The sequence below is a fragment of the Arthrobacter sp. StoSoilB13 genome (genome assembly GCF_019977255.1).
GTDB lineage: Bacteria > Actinomycetota > Actinomycetes > Actinomycetales > Micrococcaceae > Arthrobacter.
Map to the genome: position 1 here is coordinate 1122240 of NZ_AP024647.1, position 18600 is coordinate 1140839.

The window sequence follows — 18600 nt, forward strand, 5'->3', positions numbered from 1 at the left end:
CTTGTCTGGACAGGTTTCTTGTTTGGGGCCGGCATTTAGTTGGCAGCCGAAGACATGGCAAGATTCGCTATTGCTTGGCGAACAACGGCGAGGTCCTGATCGCCAAGTCCTTGGCGCTTGAGTTCCCCGTAGAGCTGGATTGCCGCAGAGGCCATGGGTACCGGGGAGCCCACACTCCCGGCGCTTTGGACCACGAAGGCCAAATCCTTGTGCATGAACTTGGCGGGTCCCGTGGGCGTGTAGTCCTTCGCCGCCAAACGTGGCCCGACGATCTCCAACACCCGGCTTGCCGCCAAGCCTCCCGCGAGGACCTCATACAGGGCAGCCACATCCATTCCGGAGCGCTCGGCAAGTTCAGCAGCCTCGGCAAGTGCCGCCGTCGTAGTCCCGACGATCAGCTGGTTGCAGGCCTTGGCGAGCGAGCCTGATCCCAGTGGACCCATCCGGCGGACTGTTGTCCCCATGGTTTCAAAGAGTGGCTGAAGCCGTTCAAAGTCTGTTTCGGACGCCCCTGCCATAATGGCCAGGGTTCCGTTCCCGGCGCCGGTAGTGCCGCCGCTGACAGGCGCGTCAACCACCACCGCGTTTCCGCCGGTGGCCTCGCGCACGGTTTCGCCGAACTCCTGGACCGCCGTCGGCGACACACTGCTCATCACGACGACGGCGGTGCCCGGCTGGGGCGCTTCGGTGCGCCATGCATCAAGCAAGCCTTCTGCCGCGGCCTCGATCAAAGGCAAATCGGGAAGCATGAAAATGATTGTTGGTTCGTCACGGAGTTCGGCAAGGGTGTCTACGCGGCTGATGCCCGCGAGGCCTTGGAAGACAGTGTCGGAACGGTTCCATGCCCTGACGAGCCATCCTGCTTTAGCGATGTTGGCAGCCATGGGAGCCCCCATGAGCCCCAAGCCTACGAAACCCACACGTTTGCTGGTCATGTCGTGAAGAACCTCACTTCTTTGTGTGCATCAAAACGCAATCTGTTCAATATCCTAGCCTCCATTCAGTATGATGAACACTATGACGACTGATGAACTTACCATCGCGATCGCTGTACCGCTCGAAGCTGAGCATGTGGAGCGTATCCGCGCCGTAGATCCTTCCGTAACCGTTCTGTACGAACCCGACCTCCTTCCACCCGAGCGCTACCCTGCCGACCACAGCGGAGACCCGGACTTCAAGCGGACGCCGGAGCAGGAAGAACGCTACTGGGCCATGCTCAACCAGGCTCAGGTCCTGTACGGCTTCCCCAACGAAAGCCCGGCCGGCCTTGCCCGGATTGCCCAGAGCAATCCCCACCTTCAATGGATTCACGCCATGGCCGCCGGGGGCCGGCGGAGCCGTCAAGGCTTCCGGACTGGATACCGAGACGCTTCGAAAATTCCGCGTCACTACTTCAGCCGGAGTCCACGCGTTGCCACTCGCGGAATTCTCCGCCTTTGGCATCCTCAACGGCTTCAAGCGCAGCGCCGAAATGGCCCAGGACCAAGCGGCCAAGGTTTGGCCCCAGTTGCGGACACCCACCAAGTTGGCCAACGGATCCAAGGTAGTCATTGCAGGGCTTGGCGAGATCGGCATGGAAACGGCACGTATCGCCCGCGCTCTGGGAATGAAGGTCAGCGGCACCAAACGCAACGTGGAGGCCATTGAGGGCATCGACGAAGTCACCAACAATGACGGCCTCGCGGGCCTCGTTGCCGACGCCGACGCCGTAGTGAACACACTTCCCGGCACTCCCTACACAGAGAAGCTGTTCAGCACTGACATCTTCTCCGCAATGAAGCCGGGCAGCGTGTTCGTCAACGTCGGCCGCGGCACAGTAGTGGACGAGGACGCCCTTCTTGAGGCCCTCAACAGTGGTCAAGTTGCCTATGCCTGCCTGGACGTCTTTGCCATCGAGCCGCTACCGCAGGACAGCCCCCTGTGGAACCACCCCAAGGTGCTGGTATCACCGCACACGTCTGCACTGAGCTCTGCCGAAAACCGCCTTATCGCAGAGCGTTTTTGCAGCAACCTCCGTACATTCATGGACGGTGGCGACCTTCCCCACCTGGTGGATCCGGTCCACTTCTACTAAACCCGGCAAGCTCTGACGCGAAAGGCTCCGACCCCAAGGGGGTCGGAGCCTTTTTTGCGCCAATGCTTGGCAAATGGCGGTCCGCTACTTCGCGTCCTCAAGGGCAAGAAGGTCCCGTCCTGCTGTTTCAGGCGTAAAGAATGTCGTGATGAACGAAATCAGGGCCAAAACGAGCGAGTAGACCGCGAGAACAACCCAGGAGTTATGCGTAGCCGCCAGGAGAATGGCGCCGAGCAGGGGCACAAGGCCGCCTGCCAGCACTGCAGAGATTTCCCGGCTGAGCGCAACTCCGGTGAAGCGGTACTGGGAACCAAACAGTTCAGGTAGCAGCGGGCACTGCGGGCCCAGCATGGACTGGACACCAAGCGCTATACCAACCACCATGACTGCCCACACGAGGGTCACGTTTCCGAGAGTCACCAGATAGAAGGCCGGGATGGCAAATATCGCCTGGAACAACGCACCATAACGGTAAACCCGGACGCGGCCAAAGCGGTCAGACAGTGCTCCGAACGTCACCACCATGACGGCTGCGAATCCAGCGGCAATCAGAAGCCCCACAGGACCAATGAATTTGTCCCCAGGGAAGACACCTTCCTTGACCGACATGAAGGAGATCAGCAGAGCCGAATAGATGGAAGAATTGCCATTCTCCCCCATACGGAGGCCTATACCCACCAGCACGTTCCTTCTGGAATGCTTCCAAAGTTGGCCCACAGGGTTCTTGACCACATTCTTATGCTTCTCCAGTTCCTGAAATACCGGGGTTTCCTTCAACCTCAGGCGAATGAAGACAGCAACAATGATCAGGACAAAGCTGGCAAGGAATGGCACCCTCCAGAGCCACGACTCGAAAGCAGCCTTGTCCGCCAACTGCAACAGCGCGAAAGTTCCGGCGCCCAGGAGCGTGCCGAGCTGAATGCCAACGAATGGCAGCGACGCGAAGTACCCCCGGCGCTTCGGCGGCGCCACTTCCGATATCAGGGTTGTGGCTCCGGCCTGTTCCGCTCCGGCCCCCAAACCCTGGATGATTCGCAATGTCACCAGGAGTACAGCGCCGAGCATTCCGGCCTGCTCGAAGGTGGGGAGCAGGCCGATGGCAAAGCTTGCGAGTCCCATCATGCCGATTGTCAGCAAGAGGACCATTTTGCGGCCAAATCTGTCTCCGATGAATCCGAAGAAAATACCGCCGAACGGTCTGGCCGCAAATCCCACGCCATAGGTGGCAAAGGATGCGATCAAAGCCCCGCTCTCACCCAAAGGCTTAAAGAACAAAGGCCCAAAGATCAAGGCCGAGGCCAGGCCATAAATGTAGAAATCGTAGTACTCCAGGGCAGAACCCACGGAGCTGGCCAGCGTCGCCCTGCGAAGCTGTTCCGGCTCAACCACTGCATCGTCAGCCTCAGCTGCGAGCTTTGCATCAGTACGAGTTGTCACAAGCACTCCCTCAAAATCACCCCAGGGCCCCCGTTGGCCCGACGAGATAGTGATGGCATCACCGCCAAGATCACTATGGTGAACAGCGTACAGCTTGTTGAACTAGGTGCCAAGATTAAAATAAGATTTATTCAAAATCCGATGATTGTGACGTGCGGCACTGCATCAACCCATCGGATTCCCCAGGGAGCGGGGCCAGCTCCTTGAGTTCCTTGACCATGAGCGCACCCTGCTCCTCTGAATAAGTAGCCTTCAGCGCAGTAACAGAAAGCCCCAGGCTGGGACCATGCGCCCCATGGGTGGGCACGGGAACGGCAAGGCACACCACGCCTACCGTGGATTCTTCGTCCTCGAAGGCAAAACCCTGCTTGCGGATCGTGGTGATTTGAGCCTTCAGTTCCTCGGCCGTGCGCAGCGAGTTCGGCGTCATGACCGGAAGTTCCATGCCATCCGGGAACATGGCATCGATGTCGTGATCATGCAATTGCGCCAGGAGCGCCTTTCCTACACTGCAAAGGGAGACCGGCATCTTGTCGCCGATGTTCGAGGTCAGCCGAACTGCAGGATGACCCTCATAGCGCGCCAGGTATATGACGTGGTCCCCGTCCAACATGGCGATGCGGACAGTTTCTCCAGACAGGGTGGGTGCTTGTTCACAGTACTTGTAGAACTCCTGCACTTCATCCAAACGGCTCAAGTACGCTGCGCCCAGCTCCACGAGCTTTCGCCCCAAGCCAAAGTCCGCGCCCTGCCTGGTAATAAGCCGTGCTTCTTCCAGTGCCAGCAGCAGATTAGACGTGGAAGATTTAGGGATTCCCAACTCCCTGGACAGATCACTCAGGGTGAGGCGGCCCGATGGCGATTCTGCCAATGCTTCCAGAACGGCCGCTGCGCGGGTCACCGCAGGAGCTGGCGATGATGCGCCCAGTCCTTCGGAGCGGGTAATGCGGGAATCGGCCATGATTCTCCTTCGTCATCTCAAACCGGACATCTCGTCCAACCGGGTGTTCAATCAGCTGAACACTACCCATCATAGTGTGATTGCTTGCGGTCCTGTCGGGAGCAATGGGGGCTTTATCGACACACAAGGCCTTAACGAGGGCTTTACTTTTCAAACGGAAAAGTTCGCTGTATATTCATTTTCGAGCTCTCCACCGCGGCATCCCCCAATAGTCGTGGTGGAGAGCTCATCCATTTCCCGGTGGGAATCCTAGGCAGCCACGCGTTCTTCGCCACGCAGGTACCAGCCGCCACCACTTCCGTCCCGCACCAGTTCCCAGGTTGCCAGGCTGGACATCGCGTTGCTTCCCAGCCGCACTTGGACTTGCAAGACCTCAACATCCACGCGGCCCTGCCCCCGGGGCATTCGCTTGGAACTCTCCCACCACGGCACCCTCTCGAACCATCGGAATGGTTCTTCCGCAATCTGCCACTCCCGGCCGCCCCGGACTACCGTAGTTGCCTCGCCGCCCCCTGCACTGCGGATGTATACCTGTTCCATAAGCCAGACAGTAGGCGTGGGCACTGACTTTTTTCGTGAGCCGCTTTTGGGGAAAGAAAAACCCCGCCATCCCGACCGTTGCGGTCCAGGATGGCGGGGCTGTTTGGTGGGTCCTACCGGGATCGAACCGATGACATCCACGGTGTAAACGTGGCGCTCTACCAGCTGAGCTAAAGACCCAAAGTTCAGTTTCAGTGCCTTAGCGCTTCAACCAACGAACAATGACTCTACATGATCATTCGGGCGAAACACCAATCGAGTCCCTCGCTGCAGAAATGTCGGGCAAATTCCGCGCAAGATAATCCAATGCTCCGCTCACTCCTACCTCAAGTTTCAGGGCGGCAAATTCGTCACCTCGCGTGGATCCCCTGTTGATGATGACCACAGGTTTGCCTGCCTTCGCAGCATGGCGAACGAACCTCAACCCACTCATCACGGTGAGCGAGGAGCCGGCGACCAGGAGAGCTTCGCCGGCGTCCACCATGGAATACGCCCGTTCGACCCGGGTTTTGGGAACATTTTCGCCAAAGTAGACGAAGTCAGGCTTCAGCGTTCCGCCGCAGACAGGACAAACTGCCACCACGAATGACTTAATGAGCTCGGGATCTTCCACGGTGGCATCAGCGTCCGGGGCCATCTCCACCACGCCTGCCTCGAGCGCGGCTTCTACGAACCCCGGATTCAGCTCCTCAAGAATTGCGGCGAGCAGCTTTCTGGAAAAAACGTGTCCGTTCTCAAGGCAGATCACCTGATCGAACCGCCCATGCAGATCCACAACGTTGGTGCTTCCGGCGTCCTCGTGGAGCCGGTCGACATTTTGGGTGATGAGGCCGGTCAGCAGGGCCCCCGCCGTTCCATGAGGGCGACGGCGGCGTGGCCGGCATTTGGATCAGCATGCCGCAAGTGGGACCAGCCGATATGGTTCCGGGCCCAATACCGCCGTCGATTGGCAGCACTGCCGATGAATTCCTGATACGTCATGGGGCTCCGTGGCGCTGATCCAGGTCCCCGGTAGTCCGGAATACCCGAATCGGTGCTGAGTCCGGCGCCGGTGAGCATGGCCAGCCGCCTGCCCCCAAGAATGTCCAGGACCTCCTTCAACGCCGCCTCTTCCCCGGCCCCCAAGGTGGCAGCGGTAGCCGGTTCCATGCTGGCGAAGCCGGTCATACCAACACCGGGCCGCACGTGGTTCACCCCTGCTGCACTCTCAATTCAGAGAGCGCCTGGCGGTAGCCTGCGAGGTCCCTGGCCTGTCCCCGCGGATTGACCACCACGTACCGGATCAATCCTTCGGCATCAATGATGAACGTTCCCCTAAGGGCCATCCCGCTGCGGGTATCAAAGACACCGTAAGCCTGCGCAACAGCTCCATGTGGCCAGAAATCAGCCAAAAGATCGAACTCATAGCGTTCCTGCTCCGCATATGCGCGCAAAGCAAATTTGCTGTCTACGGAGATCGCAAGGACGGTGGCGTTCGAGTCTTCGAAAGCAGCGATATTGTCGCGAATCTCACACAGTTCTCCCGTGCAGATGCCAGAGAAAGCGAACGGATAGAACACCACCACAACGTTGCGACCCCTGAAATCCGACAAACGGACCGGCTCGCCATATTGATTCAGCAGTTCAAAGTCCGGCGCCACCTCTCCGATCCCGGGAACAAGTGCGGGGGCCGGCGCTTGCTGGACTTCCGTCACTTGTTCTTCTTCGGCACCAAACGGGTGGCGCTCCAGTCCTTGGATACCCCGGCAGAAGTGGTCAGGTGCAGCCCCGAAGTGGGCGCTGCGTCCTGGATGTCCGCGGGAGAGACGTAGTTGTCGCGGCCGGATTTGGGGGTCAGAACCCACACCACGCCGCCCTCTTTCAAGGTGGTGAGCGAATCCATCAGAGCATCGACCAGGTCACCATCGCCGTCCCGCCACCAGCAAATAACAGCGTCTACGACGTCATGATCATCTTCATCCAACAGCTCAGAGCCCGTGACATCTTCAATGTCGTCACGCAAGTCGAAATCGACGTCGTCGTCGTAGCCGCGTTCCTGAATCAGATCCCCGTCTTTGAAACCCAATCTTTCCGCCACATTTACCGATGTGGCGGCGTCGGCCTCGCTCACGTTTCCTCCTTTTGAAGTGACTTCCATTACTAACAGCCAACACCCTTTGGGCGTGTGCTTCAAGCCATTGTCCCTGCGATGACGCATATTCCGCACTACCTGGGGTGTTTCGAAGCTGTGACAATCACGTGGCATCCGTCACGGAGAGCACCAGGATGTGACATACAACGCCCCTGAGGCCCCACGGCTACGCATCCCAGCGCTGTCAAAGCTAGAGTGGCCATGAGCGCTTTGGCTGCAGGGCGATCGCCCCGAGGAATTCTACTGGGCAGCCATGCGCTCACAAGACCTGCCCGGCGCATCCGACCGGGCTGTTGAAACCGAGATGTCGCACACGACGCGTTCATGACGGGCAGTTACCCTGCCAGACCTGAGGCGCCGATGCATGCGCCTAAAGGAAGGTTGGACGTGGCTGCAGGAGAAGAGACCTCACACATCCTCAGCGGGTTGACTGCCCAGCTGCCTGATCGTGATCCGGAAGAGACCGCGGAGTGGATTGAGTCCCTTGATGCGTTGATCGCGGAGCAGGGCACGGAGCGTGCCCAGTACATTATGCGTTCGTTGTTGCAGCGTGCCGGTGCCCGGTCGGTGGGTGTGCCGATGGTAACGACCACTGATTATGTGAACACGATCCCGGTGGACCAGGAAGCAGAATTCCCGGGGAACGAGGAGTTCGAGCGCCGGTACCGTGCGTACATGCGGTGGAACGCCGCGGTCATGGTCCATCGTGCGCAGCGGGCCGATATCGGGGTGGGCGGGCATATTTCCACCTATGCCGGCGCGGCGACCCTGTACGAGGTCGGGTTCAACCATTTCTTCCGCGGCAAGGACCATCCCTCGGGCGGGGACCAGGTGTTCTTCCAGGGACACGCGTCCCCGGGCATGTACGCCAGGGCGTTCATGGAAGGCCGCCTCTCGGAGGAGGACCTGGACGGGTTCCGCCAGGAGAAGTCCCGTGAGGGCCATGCCCTGTCCTCGTACCCGCACCCGCGCCTGATGCCGGACTTCTGGGAATTCCCGACCGTGTCGATGGGTATCGGGCCGATGAACGCGATCTACCAGGCCCAGTCCAACCGGTACCTGCACAACCGCGGCATCAAGGACACTTCCGACCAGCAGGTCTGGGCGTTCCTGGGCGACGGGGAAATGGACGAGCCCGAATCCCGCGGCCTGCTCCAGCTCGCGGCGAACGAGAACCTGGACAACCTGAACTTCGTGATCAACTGCAACCTCCAGCGCCTGGACGGGCCCGTCCGCGGCAACGGGAAGATCATGCAGGAGTTGGAGGCGTTCTTCCGCGGTGCGGGCTGGAACGTGATCAAGGTCGTCTGGGGCCGGGAATGGGACTCCCTGCTGGAAGCGGACCAGGACGGGGCGTTGGTGAAAATCATGAACGAAACCCCCGATGGTGACTACCAGACCTACAAGGCCGAGTCCGGCGGGTTCGTCCGGGACCACTTCTTCGGCAAGTCCCCGCAGACCAAGGACCTGGTCGCTGACCTGACCGATGACCAGATCTGGGGCCTCAAACGCGGCGGGCACGATTACCGCAAGGTCTACGCCGCGTACAAGGCAGCGGTCGAGTTCAAGGGCAAACCCACCGTGATCCTGGCCAAAACCGTCAAGGGATACGGCCTGGGCCCGCACTTCGAAGGCCGCAACGCCACCCACCAGATGAAGAAGCTGACCATGGAAGACCTGAAGGCCTTCCGTGACCACCTGCGCATCCCCATCAGCGATGACCAGCTCGACGCGGACCTCTACCGGCCCCCGTACTACCACCCCGGCATGGACGCCCCGGAAATCAAATACCTCATGGAACGCCGGGCCGAACTGGGCGGTTTCGTCCCCGAACGCCGCCGCACCCACACCCCCGTGACCCTGCCCGAAGCCAAATCCTACGAGGTCGCCAAACGCGGCTCCGGCAAACAACAAGCCGCGACCACCATGGCCTTCGTCCGGCTCCTGAAAGACCTCATGCGGGACAAAAACTTCGGTGCCCGGTTCGTGCCCGTCGTCCCGGACGAATCACGCACCTTCGGCATGGACGCGTTCTTCCCGACCGCGAAAATCTACAACCCCAAGGGCCAGAACTACCTCTCCGTGGACCGGGACCTCGTCCTGGCCTACAAGGAATCCCCCGCCGGGCAACTGATCCACCCCGGCATCAACGAAGCCGGCGCCGTCGCAGCATTCACCGCCGCCGGCACCGCGTACGCCACCCACGGCGAACCCCTGGTCCCGATCTACGTCTTCTACTCCATGTTCGGCTTCCAACGCACCGGAGATTCCTTCTGGGGCCGCCGCGGACCAAATGACCCGCGGCTTCATCATCGGCGCCACCGCAGGACGAACCACCCTCACCGGCGAAGGACTCCAACACGCCGACGGGCACTCCCCCCTCCTGGCCTCCACCAACCCCGCCGTGAAAACCTACGACCCCGCCTACGGCTACGAAATCGGCCACATCATCCGCCACGGCCTCGAAGAAATGTACGGCCCCAACAACGACGGCACCGGCACAGCATCCGACAAAAACGTGATGTACTACCTCACCGTCTACAACGAACCCATCACCCAACCCGCCGAACCGGAAAACCTGGACATCAACGGCCTGCTCAAGGGCATCTACCGCCTCGCCCCCGCCCCGGAAAACACCAATGGCGCCGCCAACACAGGTACCAACCGGCCCACCGCGAACATCCTCGCCTCCGGCGTGTCCGTACCCTGGGCCCTGGAAGCCGCCCGGATCCTCGCCCAGGACTGGGGCGTCGCCGCCGAAGTCTGGTCCGTGACGTCCTGGAACGAACTCCGACGCGACGGACTCGCCGCCGAAGAACACGCCTTCCTCAACCCCGGCCAACCCGCCCGCACCCCGTTCATCACCGAACAACTCGCCGGCACCACCGGACCCGTCATCGCCGTGTCCGACTACATGAAAGCCGTCCCCGACCAAATCCGCCAATTCATCCCCAACGACTTCGCCTCCCTCGGAGCAGACGGCTTCGGCTTCTCCGACACCCGCCAAGCCGCCCGCCGCTACTTCAAAAACGACACCCACTCCATCGTCGCCAAAACCCTCCAACTCCTCGCCGCCAAGGGTGAAGTCGAAGAAGGTGCCCTGGAAAAGGCGATCGATAAGTACCGGCTCCTGGATGTGAACGCCGGCACCACCGGCGGAGCAGGCGGCGACGCCTAAGAAGGAACCCGGAAAACCAGGGCACCAGTCCAGGTTGTACGAACTCAGGCAGTACCCGCGACGGCGGCTTCCATCGGAAGGTGGGGGCCGCCGTCGGGCGTTTAACAAAGGCTTTTCTGCGCTCAACATGACGTGACCAGCGACAACATAAGTTGTAGCCTTCGCACAAATGGAGCTTGCCCGTGATGCACCGTATGCTCGTTCCATGGCAGAGCCCAGCAAAATCACTACAAAGCGCAAAGCAGCAACCCAGGCATTGTCGCCGGAAAAGGCGGAGACCCTGCGGCAGCTCCGTGCAAATGTGGGGCAATTGTCCACCAGCACCATGCGGCAGCTTGAGAAATCGCTGCCTTGGTACAGTCGACTGAGCTCTGATGAACGCTCCGCTTTGGGGCTCGTGGCCCAAAATGGCATTGCCGCTTTCGTGACCTGGTACGAGCGCCCCAGTTCGCCGTCGTGGATCCTGACCGACGTCTTCGGCAATGCACCCACGGAACTGACCCGCTCCATCAGCCTGCAGAAGGCCCTGCAGTTGATCCGGATCGTAGTGGAGGTCGTCGAGGACCAGGTTCCTGTGATCGCTCCTGAATCGGACCAGCCTTCGCTCCGCGAGGCGGTGCTCCGCTACTCCCGTGAAGTGGCGTTCGCGGCCGCGGATGTCTACGCCCGCGCGGCGGAATCACGGGGATCCTGGGATACCCGGCTTGAGGCGCTGATTGTGGACGCAATCCTGCGGGGCGAGAACACAGATGCATTGCGGTCAAGGATCGCCGCCCTGGGTTGGAAGGCGCAGGAGCGCTTCACCGTCATGGTGGGCAACTCGCCATCGGAGCCCAGCGCCAGCTACGTCAGCGATTTACGCCGGACTGCCGGCCGTTTCGCAGAAGACGCGCTCGTAGGAATCCAGGGTGACCGCCTCATCCTCATCCTCGGCGGGGTCCAGGACCGCGATACGGCGTACTTGAAGCTCAGTGAACTGTTTGCGCCGGGCGCCGTCGTGTACGGGCCCGAGGCCGGCTCGTTACTGGAGGCCAGTACGTCGGCCCAGGCCGCCTTCGCCGGCCTTACCGCAGCCCGCGCCTGGCCCTCGGCGCCTCGACCTGTCGCAGCGGACGATCTCCTCCCGGAACGCGTTGTTTCCGGGGATGATGCGGCCCGGCGGTCCCTCATCAAGAATATTTACCGCCCGCTGCTGGCAGCCTCGAACGGCTTGGTGGAAACCTTGGGAACCTACCTCGAGCTGGGACATTCATTGGAGGCCACAGCGCGTGAATTGTTCGTCCATGCCAACACTGTGCGCTACCGTTTGAAGCGTGTCTGCGATGTGACTGGCTGGGATCCGCTCCTCCCAAGGGAAGCATTCGTACTTCAAACTGCCCTGGTGGTGGGCCGGCTTTCGGCCCAGCCCAAAGCCGCCCCCGAGCGTCACGCATCGCGTTCACAGAACTGAACCGTTGTAGACTTCCTACAAACTGACCCAGTGAGCTTGGTGTACGAAAACACCAGTGGATCACGTGGCAATTTGGAAAGCTGGATACGTGCTTGCAATCGTCTGCCCTGGACAGGGCTCCCAGACCCCTGGATTTTTGGCCCCTTGGCTGGAACTCCCCTCCGTCGAAGGCCAATTGGCCACCCTGAGCGAGATCGCAGGCATCGACCTCAAGGCCCACGGAACCACGTCCGATGAAGAAACCATCAAAGACACCGCAGTGGCCCAACCCCTGATCGTGGCCGCGGGCTTGGTGGCAGCCAGGTCTTTGTTCGACGTCGAACTCAACACACTTCCCGTTGTGCTTGCAGGGCACTCCGTCGGTGAAATCACGGCTTCAGCCCTTGCCGGCGTCCTCACTGAGAAGGAAGCCATGACTTTCGTCCGCGAGCGGGCCAACAGTATGGCTGCCGCAGCAGCGGTAACCCCCACGGGCATGAGTGCAGTGGTCGGTGGTGACCCCGCGGAGGTCCTCGCCGCCATCGAGGCGTCGGGCGCCACTCCCGCCAATGTGAACGGAGCCGGCCAGACAGTGGCCGCAGGAACGTTCGAGCAGCTCAAGGCTTTGGCTGACAACCCGCCGGCCAAGGCACGCGTCATTCCCCTGAAGGTTGCCGGCGCCTTCCACACCTCGCACATGGCTCCCGCCGTCAGCGCGCTGGAAGCCCTCAAGCCTTCCTTGTCCCCGCAGGATCCGACGGTCCCCCTTCTGTCCAACTACGACGGCAAGGAAGTAACGGCGGGTACTGCCGCCGTCGACAGCATGATTGCACAAGTGTCCCGGCCCGTCCGATGGGACCAGTGCATGGAGAACCTCTCCGCCCGCGGAGTCACCGGTGTGATCGAACTCGCTCCCGCCGGGACCCTTGCTGGTTTGGCCAAGCGTGGAATGCCCGGAGTCAAGACAGTTGCTGTCAAAACCCCGGACGATTTGTCTGCGGCGCTGGCACTTTTCGCTGAACTGGAGGGACAGGCGTGAGCACTCCCGTCCTCAAGAAAGCTACGGTCAACGAGAACGCCCGTATCCTGGGCATCGGCGCATACCGTCCCGATGTCATCGTCACCAACGACGACGTCTGCCAGTGGATCGATTCCTCTGATGAATGGATCCGTCAGCGCACTGGCATCATCACCCGCCACCGCGCAGCTGCCGATGTCAGCGTCATCGACATGGCCGAAGGTGCCGCCCGCGAGGCCATCAAGCAGGCCGGGATCGAACCATCCCAGCTGGGTGCAGTCATCGTCTCCACCGTGACGCACCCTTACGCAACACCGTCAGCCGCCGCTGCCCTTACGGAGCGTTTGGGCGCGACGCCGGCACCCGCCTTTGACATCTCCGCCGCGTGTGCAGGGTACTGCTACGGCGTTGCCCAGGCGGACGCGCTGGTGCGCTCCGGTTCTGCCGAATATGTTCTGGTGGTTGGCGCCGAGAAACTCTCGGACGTCATCGACAACCACGAACGCACCATCTCATTCCTGCTCGGCGACGGTGCCGGCGCAGTAGTGGTGGGCCCCTCCGACACTCCCGGCATCGGACCTTCAGTATGGGGCTCGGATGGCAGCAAGTGGGACGCGATCGGAATGACCCACTCTTTGGAAGACGTCAAGAAGCTGGGTGAATCCGCCCGCCACTCGGACGAAACAGATGACCTCGCAATCATCTCTGCAACGCAGGATGTTTGGCCTACGCTGCGTCAGGACGGCCAGACTGTTTTCCGTTGGGCCGTGTGGGAAATGGCCAAGGTGGCCCAGCAAGCGTTGGACGCTGCCGGGATCGAAGCCAGCGACCTCGCCGCGTTTGTTCCCCACCAGGCGAACATGCGCATCATCGATGAGATGGTGAAGAAGCTGAAGCTTCCCGAGACAGTCCTCATTGGCCGCGACATCGCCCAAGCCGGCAATACGTCAGCCGCTTCCATCCCGCTGGCCACGCACCGCCTGCTTCAGGAGAACCCTGGACTCAGCGGTGGATTGGCATTGCAGATCGGCTTCGGCGCTGGATTGGTATTCGGTGCCCAGGTAGTCGTCCTGCCATAGACCTGGACAGGCCCCGCGGCCTCCAGCCAACTGAATATGACTTACAAACCCAAACCGTAACCGCGGTTTGCCCCCTTTCCGGCATAGCCGGCACAACAAGAAAAGGAGCCAACAATGGCTAGCAACGAAGAAATCCTGGCCGGCCTGGCTGAAATCGTCAACGAAGAAACGGGCCTGGCTACCGAAGCCGTCGAGCTGGACAAGTCCTTCACCGAGGACCTGGACATCGACTCCATCTCCATGATGACCATCGTCGTGAACGCCGAAGAGAAGTTCGGCGTACGCATCCCGGACGAAGAGGTCAAGAACCTCAAGACCGTCGGCGACGCCGTCAGCTTCATCGCAAACGCCCAGGCCTAAGCCTGGTACCTGCTGTGCCGGGCCGGGGTGGTTGACCCTGTGCCCGGCACAGCCGCAGTAACGCCCAAAGTTTTTCCTGCCGTCCCCTGCAAAAACCGCAGACGGGATGGCTGATCCGACAGAGAGTGATCGCATGGCACGCAAAGTAGTCATAACCGGTCTGGGGGCCACCACTCCCATCGGCGGCGACGTCCCCACAATGTGGCAGAACGCGCTGAAAGGGGTCTCAGGTGCCCGCACGCTCGAAGACGAGTGGGTGGCCAAGTACGACCTCCCCGTCCACTTTGCTGCCCGGTGCTCGACGCCGGCCCTGGAAGTCCTGAGCCGGGTGGAAGCCAAGCGCATGGACCCATCCACGCAGTTTGGTGTCATCGCTGCCCGGGAGGCATGGGCTGACGCTGGCATCGAAGACATCGACCACGACCGCCTGGCGGTGGCCTTTGCCACGGGTATCGGCGGCGTATGGACGCTCCTTGATGCATGGGACACCCTCAGGGACAAGGGCCCCCGTAGGGTCCTGCCAATGACCGTTCCCATGCTTATGCCCAACGGCGTAGCCGCTGCCGTCAGCCTTGACCTCGGCGCCCGCGCCGGAGCCCACACTCCAGTTTCTGCTTGCGCATCCGGTACCGAGGCCCTGCACCTTGGCTTGGACCTGATCCGCTCGGGCAAGGCCGATGTGGTCATGTGCGGTGGGGCGGAAGCCGCCATTCACCCCATGCCCTTGGCGGCTTTCTCGTCCATGCAGGCACTCTCACGCCGCAATGACGATCCTGAGCGCGCCTCCCGTCCGTACGACGTCGACCGTGACGGCTTTGTCATGGGTGAGGGTGCCGGTGCCCTGGTACTTGAAGCTGAAGAGCACGCGATCGCCCGCGGCGCCCGCATCTATGCTGAGCTTGCCGGAACCTCGGTCACAGCTGACGCCTACCACATCACAGCTCCTGACCCCGAAGGTCTCGGCGCCACCCGCGCACTCAAGGCCGCAATGTTTGACGGCAGGATCCAGGCTGAAGACGTAGTCCACGTCAATGCCCACGCCACCTCCACACCGGTTGGCGACAAGCCCGAGTACACGGCCCTCCGTGCCGCCTTGGGGACCCACGTGGACAACGTGGCGGTCTCTGCCACCAAATCCCAGATGGGGCACCTCCTGGGCGCCTCCGGGGCTGTGGAGGCTGTCCTCACTGTGCTGGCCGTCTATGAGCGCAAGGCACCTGTCACCATCAACCTTGAGAACCAGGATCCCGAGATCCCCCTCGACGTCGTAACCTCCGGCCGTGACCTGCCTTCGGGCGACATCGTCGCGCTGAGCAACTCGTTCGGATTTGGCGGACACAACGCTGTCATCGCCGTCCGCAACGTCTAGGAGCTGCGTCCGCCGGATGCCGTGAGGTGAATTAACGAGAAGGGCCCACCATCAGGTGGGCCCTTCTCTGTTGCTATGGGAATGTTGTGGCGGTCAGGCGTCGCTGCTACCCGACCTGGTGCAGCCACCGGACCGGGGCGCCCTCAGCGGCGTGGCGGAAGGGCTCCAGTTCCTCGTCCCAGGCTTCGCCGAGGGCCAACGACAACTCATGGTAAACGGCCGACGGGTCTCCCGCTCCTGACTCATAGGCATAGCGGATGCGATCCTCACTGACCATGATGTTGCCGTGCACATCCGTGACAGCATGGAAGATACCCAATTCCGGAGTGTGCGACCAGCGGGGCCCCCGTCCACGCCTTGGCTCGGTTCTTCAGTCACCTCGTACCGCAGATGTGCCCAGCCCCGAAGAGCAGACGCCAACTGGGCGCCCGTGCCGGGCGCACCTGTCCAGGACAGTTCGGCACGGAACATCCCGGGCGCAGCTGGCTGAGGGGTCCACTCAAGATCGGTCCGCTTGTCCACGACCGATCCGATGGCCCACTCAACGTGCGGGCACAACGCCGTAGGGGCCGAGTGCACGAAAAGGACACCGCGGGTTGTTGCAACAGACATTCCATCCTCCATAGCTGTAGGTACGTCTTCCCCAACGACCTCTGCAGCGGATGTCTTTCTGTTGCTGCCCGGCCCTGTCATTCTTATGGACCCTGCAGGCTATTCAATTAGCTAAGACTCTTAGATTGTGACACGAAACGAACCCTCAACCCTAAATTGAAGGTTCGGCGGTGGTGCTTTCATTTTGCCGTACCCTTCCCTTTTCCGCCAGTGCGACTCTTTGGGCGTTATGTTCAGGCCCGGGGATGTGCCTGCTGGTAGCTCTTCCGAAGCCTGTCCACGGAAACGTGGGTGTATATCTGGGTAGTGGCGAGGCTACTGTGACCAAGAATTTCCTGCACGGCGCGAAGATCCGCCCCACCATCCAGCAGATGGGTCGCGGCACTATGCCTCAAGGCGTGGGGCCCCGTTGCAGCCGTGTCGCCAAGTGCCTCCAGCAGGACGGCTACAACCGCACGGACCTGGCGTGGGTCAACGCGGTTTCCTCTCACGCCCAGGAACAGAGCCGGCCCGCTCGTGGCAGTTACCAGCGCCGGGCGTCCACGGCGAAGCCAGTCGTCGATGGCAAGGGCAGCTGGAACTCCGAAAGGAACGGTACGCTCCTTGTTTCCCTTGCCAATGACGCGGAGGGTCCGTCTATCCGGATCCGTGTCATCGATGTCCAGCCCGGCAAGCTCCCCAACCCGCACGCCGGTTGCGTACAGCAACTCCACCATCGCTCGATCCCGGATGGCCAGAGGACCTCCATCCGCCGCGGCAGCGTCAAGGCTATCCACGACCCTGAGAATTTGCTGCTGCTGCAGGACTCCAGGCAACGATTTCACGCGTTTAGGAGCCTGCAGCCGAATGGCTGGATCCGTGGCGATGAGTTCCTCCCTCAAAGCCCACTTCGTGAACGACCTCGCCGTGGCAGCGCGGCGGGCGAGGGTGGACCGGGCCATGCCGGCTTCGCTTTGTGCGCCCAACCACCGGCGCAGAGAACCCAATTCCAATTCATCGAGATCGCGTATTCCCTCCTGGACCGCGAATCCGAGAAGGCTGTGCACATCTGCCAGATAGGCCCGGACAGTATGTGCCGACCTCGCGCGTTCACCGCGTAGGTAGCGTTCGAATCCCTCCGCTGCGCTCTTGAGCGATGCTGGCAATAATTCTGCGTCCACCCTTCCAACTTTGCCAGCAACTTGGACCGTCGCTGCGTATCAACATGCTTCGCTACTTGTCCGCCCTACGCATTCTTGGTGCGCTTCCAGGCCCCCCGTTCCGAGGACGCGAGTCCCAGCAGTCCCAATCGCCCCAAGCCCGCGCGAACAGTGTCCGGGCTGAGGCCGGCAACTACTGTGAGTTTCTCCACGGAACTTGCCGATCGAAGCGGTAAGGCGTCCAGGAGAATCAGGTCTTCCAAGGACAGGCCATCATGAGGCGCGGCCGGCGAGTCCTTCTCGGAGCCGATCACCTCGCCATTTCGACCGGCCAACTCAGCAATTTCTCCGACGTCCGTCACACAGATCGCCCCGCCATCGCGGAGCAGCCTGTGGCACCCAGCCGAATTCGCGCTGTGAATGGATCCCGGGACAGTTGCCACTACCCGCCCTATGCTCTCGGCGTGATGGGCCGTGTTCAGTGCGCCTGAGCGCCATCGTGCTTCCACTACCACCGTGACAGCCGCCAGCGCAGCGATGAGGCGGTTTCGCTGCAGGAACCGGTACCTTGTAGGGGCAGATCCGGGTGGCACCTCGGAAATCACCGCTCCTTGGTTGGCCACAGCACGAAGCAGATCCTCGTTCCCGGAGGGATAGAAGCGGTCCACTCCCCCAGCCATGACTGCAATGGTCGGTACGTTTGCGACCCCGCCACGGAGGGCCCCACGGTGGGCGTGGGCGTCAATGCCATAGGCTCCACCGGAAACTACGCAGTATCCACGTTGGGCCAAGCCGTAGGCAAGGTCCCCCGTCACAGATGCTCCGTAGCTCGTGCTGTCCCTGGACCCCACCAGCGCGATGGTCTGACGCGTTGAGGGAAGGGGCTGCTCGTGTCCACGCCACCACAGGCACAAAGGCTCCTGGAGGCCGAGGTCAGACAATTGCCCTGGCCATAGCTCGTCGCCGGGAACGATCAGGCGGCCACCGAGCCTCTTCATCGTCTCCAGGTCGCGGTCCGGTGCGAGGTCCGGAACACGTGGAGCCCACCGTCGCTTGCTGGCCGTGAGCCCCGGCCAGGAAGCCGGGGCCCTCCGCTTTCGGTCAGTAGGGTGGAAATTTCCTGTTCCAGGCGTGGGCCGACAGCAAGTTCTCCGGTCGCGATACCCAGTGCGTCAACAGCTCCAACAGCATGAACCAAGGCGAGCCCCACGGAATCCTGTGGTTCCATCAGACGCGCCAGTGCTGCCCGTGCAAGCCTTTCCTTTTCCTGTTT

General features: G+C 61.4%; 11 protein-coding genes, 1 tRNA gene and 6 pseudogenes. 7 read left to right on the plus strand and 11 right to left on the minus strand.

Annotation, left to right across the window (positions count from 1 at the left end):
- Positions 1-35 precede the first annotated feature (35 nt).
- Complete coding sequence (locus tag LDP01_RS05320) at positions 36-935, minus strand: NAD(P)-dependent oxidoreductase (RefSeq protein WP_224090749.1); 900 nt, start codon at positions 933-935, stop codon at positions 36-38.
- 70 nt (positions 936-1005) lie between these two features.
- Between LDP01_RS05320 and LDP01_RS05325 the strand changes: the two are divergent.
- Positions 1006-2074: pseudogene (locus tag LDP01_RS05325) on the plus strand (D-2-hydroxyacid dehydrogenase).
- Between the two features lie 84 nt (positions 2075-2158).
- On the opposite strand, the gene LDP01_RS05330 reads toward LDP01_RS05325, so the two are convergent.
- The 7 genes and pseudogenes from LDP01_RS05330 to LDP01_RS05360 all read right to left on the minus strand — a co-directional run bounded on the left by LDP01_RS05330 (position 2159) and on the right by LDP01_RS05360 (position 7122).
- Positions 2159-3517 carry an MFS transporter gene (locus tag LDP01_RS05330; RefSeq protein WP_224090751.1) on the minus strand — a complete coding sequence of 453 codons (1359 nt, stop codon included), beginning with the start codon at positions 3515-3517 and terminating at the stop codon, positions 2159-2161.
- Positions 3518-3676: 159 nt separating this feature from the next.
- Positions 3677-4472 (minus strand): annotated as a pseudogene (locus LDP01_RS05335) (IclR family transcriptional regulator).
- Between the two features lie 249 nt (positions 4473-4721).
- Entirely contained in the window at positions 4722-5012 is a 291-nt protein-coding gene (locus LDP01_RS05340; protein ID WP_224090754.1) for a hypothetical protein, read from the minus strand.
- 104 nt (positions 5013-5116) lie between these two features.
- Positions 5117-5192 (minus strand) — tRNA-Val (locus tag LDP01_RS05345).
- Between the two features lie 55 nt (positions 5193-5247).
- Positions 5248-6179 (minus strand): annotated as a pseudogene (locus tag LDP01_RS05350) (NAD-dependent protein deacetylase).
- Positions 6180-6202: 23 nt separating this feature from the next.
- The gene (locus tag LDP01_RS05355) at positions 6203-6706 is read right to left on the minus strand and encodes a peroxiredoxin (RefSeq protein WP_224090755.1); all 504 of its coding nucleotides are present in this window, start codon (positions 6704-6706) and stop codon (positions 6203-6205) included.
- Positions 6703-7122, minus strand: a complete 420-nt coding sequence (locus LDP01_RS05360) for a DUF3052 domain-containing protein (RefSeq protein WP_216925434.1) — start codon at positions 7120-7122, stop codon at positions 6703-6705. The genes LDP01_RS05355 and LDP01_RS05360 overlap by 4 nt, the downstream gene beginning before the upstream one ends.
- Positions 7123-7503: 381 nt before the next feature.
- Between LDP01_RS05360 and aceE the strand changes: the two are divergent.
- The 6 genes and pseudogenes from aceE (at position 7504) to LDP01_RS05390 (ending at position 15576) form a co-directional block, all read left to right on the plus strand.
- Positions 7504-10321 (plus strand): annotated as a pseudogene (gene aceE / locus LDP01_RS05365) (pyruvate dehydrogenase (acetyl-transferring), homodimeric type).
- Between the two features lie 205 nt (positions 10322-10526).
- On the plus strand, positions 10527-11771 hold the full coding sequence (locus LDP01_RS05370) for a PucR family transcriptional regulator (RefSeq protein WP_224090756.1): 1245 nt from the start codon (positions 10527-10529) through the stop codon (positions 11769-11771).
- 88 nt (positions 11772-11859) lie between these two features.
- Positions 11860-12789 (plus strand): ACP S-malonyltransferase, encoded by a 930-nt coding sequence (locus LDP01_RS05375; protein ID WP_224090757.1) that lies wholly within the window; start codon positions 11860-11862, stop codon positions 12787-12789.
- Positions 12786-13847 (plus strand): beta-ketoacyl-ACP synthase III, encoded by a 1062-nt coding sequence (locus LDP01_RS05380; protein ID WP_224090758.1) that lies wholly within the window; start codon positions 12786-12788, stop codon positions 13845-13847. Before LDP01_RS05375 ends, LDP01_RS05380 begins: the two co-directional genes overlap by 4 nt.
- A gap of 114 nt (positions 13848-13961) precedes the next feature.
- Complete coding sequence (locus tag LDP01_RS05385) at positions 13962-14207, plus strand: acyl carrier protein (protein WP_011692310.1); 246 nt, start codon at positions 13962-13964, stop codon at positions 14205-14207.
- 133 nt (positions 14208-14340) lie between these two features.
- Positions 14341-15576, plus strand: a complete 1236-nt coding sequence (locus tag LDP01_RS05390; protein ID WP_224090759.1) for a beta-ketoacyl-[acyl-carrier-protein] synthase family protein — start codon at positions 14341-14343, stop codon at positions 15574-15576.
- A 106-nt stretch (positions 15577-15682) separates the two neighbouring features.
- On the opposite strand, the pseudogene LDP01_RS05395 reads toward LDP01_RS05390, so the two are convergent.
- The 3 genes and pseudogenes from LDP01_RS05395 to dprA all read right to left on the minus strand — a co-directional run bounded on the left by LDP01_RS05395 (position 15683) and on the right by dprA (position 18555).
- A pseudogene (locus LDP01_RS05395) lies at positions 15683-16188 on the minus strand (DUF3145 family protein).
- Between the two features lie 233 nt (positions 16189-16421).
- Positions 16422-17348, minus strand: a complete 927-nt coding sequence (locus LDP01_RS05400) for a tyrosine recombinase XerC (RefSeq protein ID WP_224090760.1) — start codon at positions 17346-17348, stop codon at positions 16422-16424.
- A gap of 65 nt (positions 17349-17413) precedes the next feature.
- Positions 17414-18555 (minus strand): annotated as a pseudogene (gene dprA, locus LDP01_RS05405) (DNA-processing protein DprA).
- Positions 18556-18600: the final 45 nt, after the last annotated feature.

Coding starts and splice junctions, on each gene's coding strand:
- LDP01_RS05320 (WP_224090749.1), bottom strand. CDS start 935: ATGACCAGCAAACGTGTGGGTTTCGTAGGCTTGGGGCTCATGGGGGCT.
- LDP01_RS05340 (WP_224090754.1), bottom strand. CDS start 5,012: ATGGAACAGGTATACATCCGCAGTGCAGGGGGCGGCGAGGCAACTACG.
- LDP01_RS05370 (WP_224090756.1), top strand. CDS start 10,527: ATGGCAGAGCCCAGCAAAATCACTACAAAGCGCAAAGCAGCAACCCAG.
- LDP01_RS05385 (WP_011692310.1), top strand. CDS start 13,962: ATGGCTAGCAACGAAGAAATCCTGGCCGGCCTGGCTGAAATCGTCAAC.
- LDP01_RS05390 (WP_224090759.1), top strand. CDS start 14,341: ATGGCACGCAAAGTAGTCATAACCGGTCTGGGGGCCACCACTCCCATC.